The sequence below is a fragment of the Burkholderia sp. MR1-5-21 genome, from assembly GCF_053427715.1.
Genome location: NZ_JBSAXD010000009.1, coordinates 255,763 through 262,245 on the forward strand (window position 1 = coordinate 255,763; position 6,483 = coordinate 262,245).

At 57.4% G+C, this 6,483-nt stretch carries 5 protein-coding genes and 1 pseudogene; 5 read left to right on the plus strand and 1 reads right to left on the minus strand.

What is annotated here, in order from left to right; translation table 11 throughout:
- Positions 1-4: 4 nt before the first annotated feature.
- Complete coding sequence (locus ACV229_RS15410) at positions 5-1,093, minus strand: hypothetical protein (protein WP_448083969.1); 1,089 nt, start codon at positions 1,091-1,093, stop codon at positions 5-7.
- Between the two features lie 214 nt (positions 1,094-1,307).
- On the opposite strand from ACV229_RS15410, the pseudogene ACV229_RS15415 reads away from it, so the two are divergent.
- From ACV229_RS15415 to ACV229_RS15435, 5 genes and pseudogenes are all read left to right on the plus strand, one after another.
- Positions 1,308-1,657 (plus strand): annotated as a pseudogene (locus ACV229_RS15415) (transposase); the annotation flags it as partial.
- Between the two features lie 523 nt (positions 1,658-2,180).
- Entirely contained in the window at positions 2,181-2,870 is a 690-nt protein-coding gene (locus tag ACV229_RS15420) for a hypothetical protein (protein WP_448083970.1), read from the plus strand.
- Positions 2,871-3,154: 284 nt separating this feature from the next.
- Positions 3,155-3,403, plus strand: a complete 249-nt coding sequence (locus ACV229_RS15425; RefSeq protein WP_448083971.1) for a hypothetical protein — start codon at positions 3,155-3,157, stop codon at positions 3,401-3,403.
- Positions 3,404-3,573: 170 nt separating this feature from the next.
- Positions 3,574-3,909 carry a hypothetical protein gene (locus ACV229_RS15430; protein WP_448083972.1) on the plus strand — a complete coding sequence of 112 codons (336 nt, stop codon included), beginning with the start codon at positions 3,574-3,576 and terminating at the stop codon, positions 3,907-3,909.
- Between the two features lie 69 nt (positions 3,910-3,978).
- Positions 3,979-6,483: hypothetical protein (locus ACV229_RS15435; RefSeq protein ID WP_448083973.1), on the plus strand; the 2,505-nt coding region annotated here is incomplete at its 3' end.

Below are 6,483 nucleotides of genomic sequence, written 5' to 3' on the forward strand. Positions count from 1 at the left end.
TAATTTAACGGGCATCGTCAAGACGCGTCAAGGCAAACCTAACGCAAATTTGTGTACCGGCGAGCTTTCGCAAACCAAGTCGGTGGGAGAAAACCGGCTCACCGTTCTGGAACTTAATCGTGACCTCGAAAGTTTCCTGTCGGACGAGGACGGCACCATTTTTGAATTTACCCGCGGATGTGCCGGCCGAATACAGGCCCGCCCCACGCCCTTCTTCCTGAGTACGGCTGAGGCCACCTTCGGTAAAGATTTTTTCGATGAGCGCTACCCCGATGTCCTTGCCGCTCCTCTTCAGTTCATTCCTTATCCCTGCCGGCAGGGTGGGGAGGAGCGAACCAATGATCCCAGTGCCGCTATCCGAAAAAACGGTGGATACGTGTGGCTCAACAGCCCGGCCATACAACTGCAGTGCAGCGAACCCAGGGATCGACGAACTTGAATGCTCATAGATGTTCGAGAACAGTTCGCACACGATTGTGTGGACCGGCGTCGTAGCGTCTTTGACGTGCTGCCGCACGCACTCACTCAATCGATGTGGAATGCTTTCGTCGCGATGAGCAAGGTCGATGGGCTTAACCTCCACGATTGAGTCGCTCCCGCCTTCATGAGTCTGGGCCATAGAAATCTTCGGCCGCTTCGGCAGAACCTTGACGCTCTTATGCAGCAGGTTGTAAAAGCCGAGTCGATCTAGATAACTGGAAACGCTGCGCTCTTGAAAATCAATCGTGACCGATTTCCCGGCTTCGATAAGCTGGTTACACAGCGATAGCAGACGAGCGGCAGCCTCCAGTAGCACCTTGGTCGCTTGAGAGAATCGGAAAAGTACGGCGGGATAGTTCGACTCCAGCGGCGACTCGACACTGTCCAGCGCGGCTTCGAAACGTGCAGCCGTAAGCCATTTCCCCCTGGCAAATTCGATGACCAACTCGCGGGGGCGAAGAGACCATTCGAACTTGCCGTTGCGAGCGAAATCATTCTCGTTCGCATACAAGATCTTATTAATCTGTGACGCATCGACGTTCAGCTCACGAGCAATCTCGCGAGCCTTAATCGGTTGCTTCGCTACAAGAGCTTTCTTGATTTTTTCAATCATGTAAGAACGACATTGGCCGCTCGCGTGTGGGAACTGCTTCTCATGCGGTAATAATTATACTGCTTCGCCCCTCGCCGAAGCTCCGGGCGTGTGTGCCGTGAGCTTTCTTGTAGAGCCGTGGAAAATGTCGGTTTGCTGCCGACACAAAAAAAGACGCCTACGGTAGCTTGGCGACCCAAGTGGTATGGCGTGGAACGTATCAGGGAAGGGGACTTTACGCGACTGGCAGGCTGCCGGCGTGTGGGACCGCTTGCACGAGTTGCTGCTCGCGAAGCTGCGCGTAGCAGACCAGATCGACTTCTCGCGAGCCGCCGTCGATTCATCATCGATTCGCGCCGTTGGGGCGGGCCAAAAACTGGGCCAATCCCCACCGATCGAGCGCGACCCGGTTCCTAGCACCGTGTCGTCACCGACGCCAACGGCACCCCACTCGCAGCGATCCTGATAGGCGCGAATGTCAACGATGTCACGCAATTGCAGCCGCTTATCGATGCGATTCCGCCGATTCACGGATTGCGAGGCCACCCCCTGCGCAGACCACGTTTGGTCTACGCCGATCGCGGTTAGCCGTGGAATGGGTGTTCGCTTACGCGTGGAATGAGCGTTCGGTTTGCGTGGGATACGCAGTCGAAGCGCATAATGCACGACCGAAACCAAAGTGGCGGCAACGATTGCGTGCGCGATGCAGTGCTCGCATACCGCGATGTGAACCGTGGGCAGTTCTCAAGCTAACAAACGGGGGGCGTCCCAGCTTGAAGGAATAGCAGATGGAGTACGACACCGGACGTTTCCGTCATGAAGCCTCGAATGGCGGGAGCGGGTTGTGGCTTCGGCCGACCGCATCCGAAGGCAGTCGGCGGCGGATTCAACTGGTCAACGCAACAGCTTGATGGAATTGTTCAGCCGGTGTATCGAAGTTTAGTGTCTTGCGTGGACGTTCATTGAGCCGTCTGGCAATGGCGTTGAGCTTGGCTTGTCTCGTGAACAGGATCCGCACCGGTGCAGCAATCTTGCTTGGGACACTGATACAATGCCCCAGAAAAGCACCTACGTACGTGATAACCCCAAAAAGAGGACAGAGTCGAACATGACCAGTAAATCGGGGAAGAACAAGGTATTCGAGGCGCTCCAGGATGAAGCGATCAACGAAGGGCTAAGTGCCTACCGCGCATGGCGCCAGAAGGTCAAGAACGGAATTTTGCCAATTGGTATCGCGGAGGTGGGCAAAACGACGCTTCTCTCAAAATATGACGTCGCGGCTCCGAACGTATTCTTGGATTTTAATCGAACGCTCAAGGTCAACGTGGACTCCCGACGTTTGCGGAATGACTTGGCCAAGCGGATTCAAGGTGTCGAGTATGTAAAAACGATCGACGTCCCCGGAGAAGTGCCCGAGCAATGGGCAGAAGCCTATTTCAGAAACAATCCCCGAGTTCTCGTGGTTATGGTCGATCATCGCGATCCTGCGAAACACATCGCCGCGATCGAGAAGTTTCTTTCGATTCTTCGCGAAGGGCCGAGCCTATGGCAGCGATTCCTCAGTGTTGTTTCCCGTACCAATGATAACCTCGCTCGCGTGCTGTTCGTTGTCAACAAGCTTGACAAAGTACCCGAGGTCGAAAGAGATAGCCTGCTTAAGCGATACGCTGGCGTTCTGGCTAATCTGCATTCGCACCTGAATGTCAACATTCAGACATTTCAAATCTCTCTTCGCGACGACGATACGGCGCTCGACTCATTCTTCACTGCGGCTGTTGATGGATTGACACGGAAATGACTGGGCAGACCGTATTCGCATTTCCTACAACAGATGGCTATCGATTCGTACCTGAACTAGGGGTGGAAACAGGAGCCGTATTGTCACGCCTTGCGCCGGATGTCATAGGCCAAACGGACGCCGGCGCGGCGCTCTCGCCGTTTGTTAAGGCAACATGGATGGGTCGATTCAGATTTCTTCCGAGAAGCCGCCTGATTCTTATAACCGGAATCGTTTCCGCCGGAATAAACGATGAGGTACACCGTGGAGCATATTCGGTCTGGGCGACAGTTAGGATCGTTTCCATGAACCAGACTCCGCGCATCCCACTCGGTCGACAGGAGGCCACCGAACATCTGAGGCAGTTGCTTGACGATTTCCGAACGGAGATAGCTGAGGGGCAACGCTGCAAACCGTTTCACGATGCGTTCAAGAGATCTGTGCAAAGTCACGTTACTCCGGCTGCCATCGACGCAGTGCTTATGCAGATCGAGAACGATGTTTACGCACCAAACGTTTTCACCAACGCGTCCTATTTTTCTCCTGCTCGATAGCAACAGCTTGCGGTCGCCCTGAACTAAGCTATCGTGCTGCGGTCGTCCGTGTCTGGCCACGGCCAGAAAGCGCCACTCAGCGGGGTTGTCGGTCTGACGCTAGAGTGTGTCGGCTTCACCTCACATCCCGGCCGCTAGTGCGCGGCGAAGCGCAGGCATTCGCAGCCCATATGGCGACCACGCTGCAAAGGTTTTCCGAGCTGCTCGGCGGTATCCCCCAGTCGGAAGAGCGCAAGCTTCATGTCGCGGCAATCTTGTACGGGACAATCGCGCAAAACGTCACCTCATTCCAGCTATTCATGGCCGGCCACACCGTGGCGGCGGCACTGTACCGTCAGGTGCTGGAATCGATTGCGCTCACGTTCCTCTGTTCAGCAAAGACGGCTTCAGCTTCCCAGTACAGGTTGACCAACCTTGAACGACTCCGGCAAAAGTTTGTACGGTGCGTGGTCGACATGTTGCAGTTGTTGTGCCGCGCGCTTCCGCCAGCAGAGCCGCCCGTATAAACTTGCCCGATTAATTCAATAGGCCTGAAGGCTATTTCCACGGGGTCGGGCATGGAGCAAACGCGACTAATGGCACTTCTGGATGAGGTCCGTCCCAGAAGAGTCCTCTTTACGACATTCACTTTCAGCCCCGGTTGGTTTGAGGCGTTTTGCTTCCCGGTTCTTCGCTTGAGCGGGTGCGAAAGTGTGGAGGTGCTGATTGATTCGCGGCAGGCTTGCCGCTCTACGGATGAGTCCGGCAGCCTGTACGCAGGCACTGCATATCGCATAGTTCCGGTGTTCATGAAATCCGGCGGCTTCTTTCATCCGAAGCTGGCCTACTTGGAGCGGGAGGACGGCGGAGACGTCCTTGTCGTGGGAAGCGGAAACCTGACATTTGCGGGTCAGGCGCAAAACCTCGAGGTCGTCGACGCCGTGAATTCGCTTGAACACCCCTTGGTGTTTGAGCAGTTTGCAGATTTCGTGGACGCGTTTGCTGCCCGCGAAGGGCTGACCGGCGAGACGCGTGAACTGTTGGGGCGCTACGCCCGCCGGGCCCGCGTTGCAGCTTCAGCCGCCAGCCCGGAGGCCCGCGCGAATCAAAGCGTCTGGCTCGTGCACACGCTCACAGAGCCCGTCGCGGACCAGTTTTCCACACGATGTGCTGACCTCGGCGCTGTACATCAATTGACCGTGCTTGCACCGTATCACGACCGCGACGCCACTGCCGTGACGCAACTGGTCGGGGACAGCGGAGCTCAGTTCCTGCGTGTGGGGTTGAGCTTGCAGGGCCGCATAGCGCCGTTCGACAAGGACCACAACGAACTTCCCGAAGATACGACGTATGTGGTGGCGGACACGTTCCGGCCGGGCCGGTTTGCACATGCCAAGGTGTTCGAAGCCGTGTCGCCTACCGGATGTACGTTGATGACAGGCTCGGTCAATGCGACCAGCCAGAGTTTGTACAGCACGGACAACGTTGAGGTGGCCCTTATTCGCAGGGTGGCAACGACTCCGTTCCAGTGGAATGAGGCAACTCCGGAAGACTTCGTCCCGAACGAGTACGACGTCAGTGAGCTTGCCATACACTTGCCAGCGCTCGACGCCATCTGGCGGCCTGATGGCGTCATCACAGGTATGGTTGCGCCGATGCCTCCGGTGTCTCAATGTTCGCTCGAAGTCTGGAACGGTGTGGCCTGTGAACATGAGGCCACTGTTACCGTGGCTGCTGACGGAGGCTTTGCGACGGGCTCGCTGCAATTCAGCGATGCGCCAGGCAGCCGGCTGCTCAAGCTCAAGGCAGGGTCGTTCGTAGCCCGGGGCTGGCTGAACGTCGAAACAGAACTGCGGATGTCCCCGCGCGACAAGCAGCTCGTACGAGCTGCCGCCCGGGTTTCGGCAGGAATGGCAACGGGCCAGGACCTGTGGGCCATTTACGATGTGCTGCGCGAGGCTATGAGAACGCCCTCCATAGGTGGTTCAACGCCGCGCCATTCAACTGGGGCCGAAAATGTCGAGCCGGTCGTTCAAAAAGCGAGCACCACGACGTACGTTGGGTGGAGCGACACTGATTATACGCAGATGGGGGCATCCAATCCCCTTGAGATGCAATGTCTGACTGCGGCTTTCAAGCACCTGAATGGAGACCTGGCGCGCAGCGGCGGTCAGGGTGCGGGCCACAAGTCTGCCGAGCTCGTGCTTCTTCGTAACGCGGGTGACGAGTTCGGCGATGAGGCTTCCGCTCCCGGTACGAACACCACGGAAGGCGACGATACCCTCGAAGATGCACAGGCCGCCATGCTCGATGTTCTCCCGGACTCGCTCGCGCGGGACGCGACACATCCGCTCCTGACAGGTGCAGTTACGCTCGCCGCCAGCGAGGCGCTCAAGCGGGCGTTTGCGCGGCGGCGCGGACTTGCGACCAGCGGCAATGCCTTTTTTGCCGGCAGCGACCTCGCATACGGACTGGATTCGTGGCTGACACGATTCAGCGCATTCGACTACTGCGATGGCAATCGTCAGCGACTGATTTCCGCCTTCTGTACGTTGGCTTGCTGCGCGGTGTACTACGCGAAACCCGCGACGTCCCAAATCGTCTGTGGGACTGTCAAGGAAGCGGTGCAGGCGCTGGCGGGGTATGTTCCGGATGAAGCGGCGTGGACACAGCGCGTCCAGCTGACACTACCAACACTGCCGTTTGTCCGTGTGCCGGTGGAAGACCGGATTGGCGTTGCGCAGACGGCAGCGCTCATCGCGAAGGCGCTGACCACGCGTGAGCAGCTCGAGCAACTGATTGTGGCGATTTTCACGGACAAGGCGCGGCCCGACCTTCCGGTTGACACGTACGGGCTCGTAATCCAACGCCTGGAGGCGTATCGCAAAAAGCCACCCATGGGGAAGAACAAGAGGGTCTTCGGCGTTGTTAAAAGCGCAAACGCACCGTTCGGATGCCCGGGTTGTTTTGTGAATATCAAGGACACGGCCGAACTGGGCGTACTTCGTTCCACGCAGGCACTCGTCCATAGCTGTCAGCGCGTCATATTCCTGGGACTGGACGTGTCTACGCTTCGTGCTGCGCTTCCGTCGAATATTGAG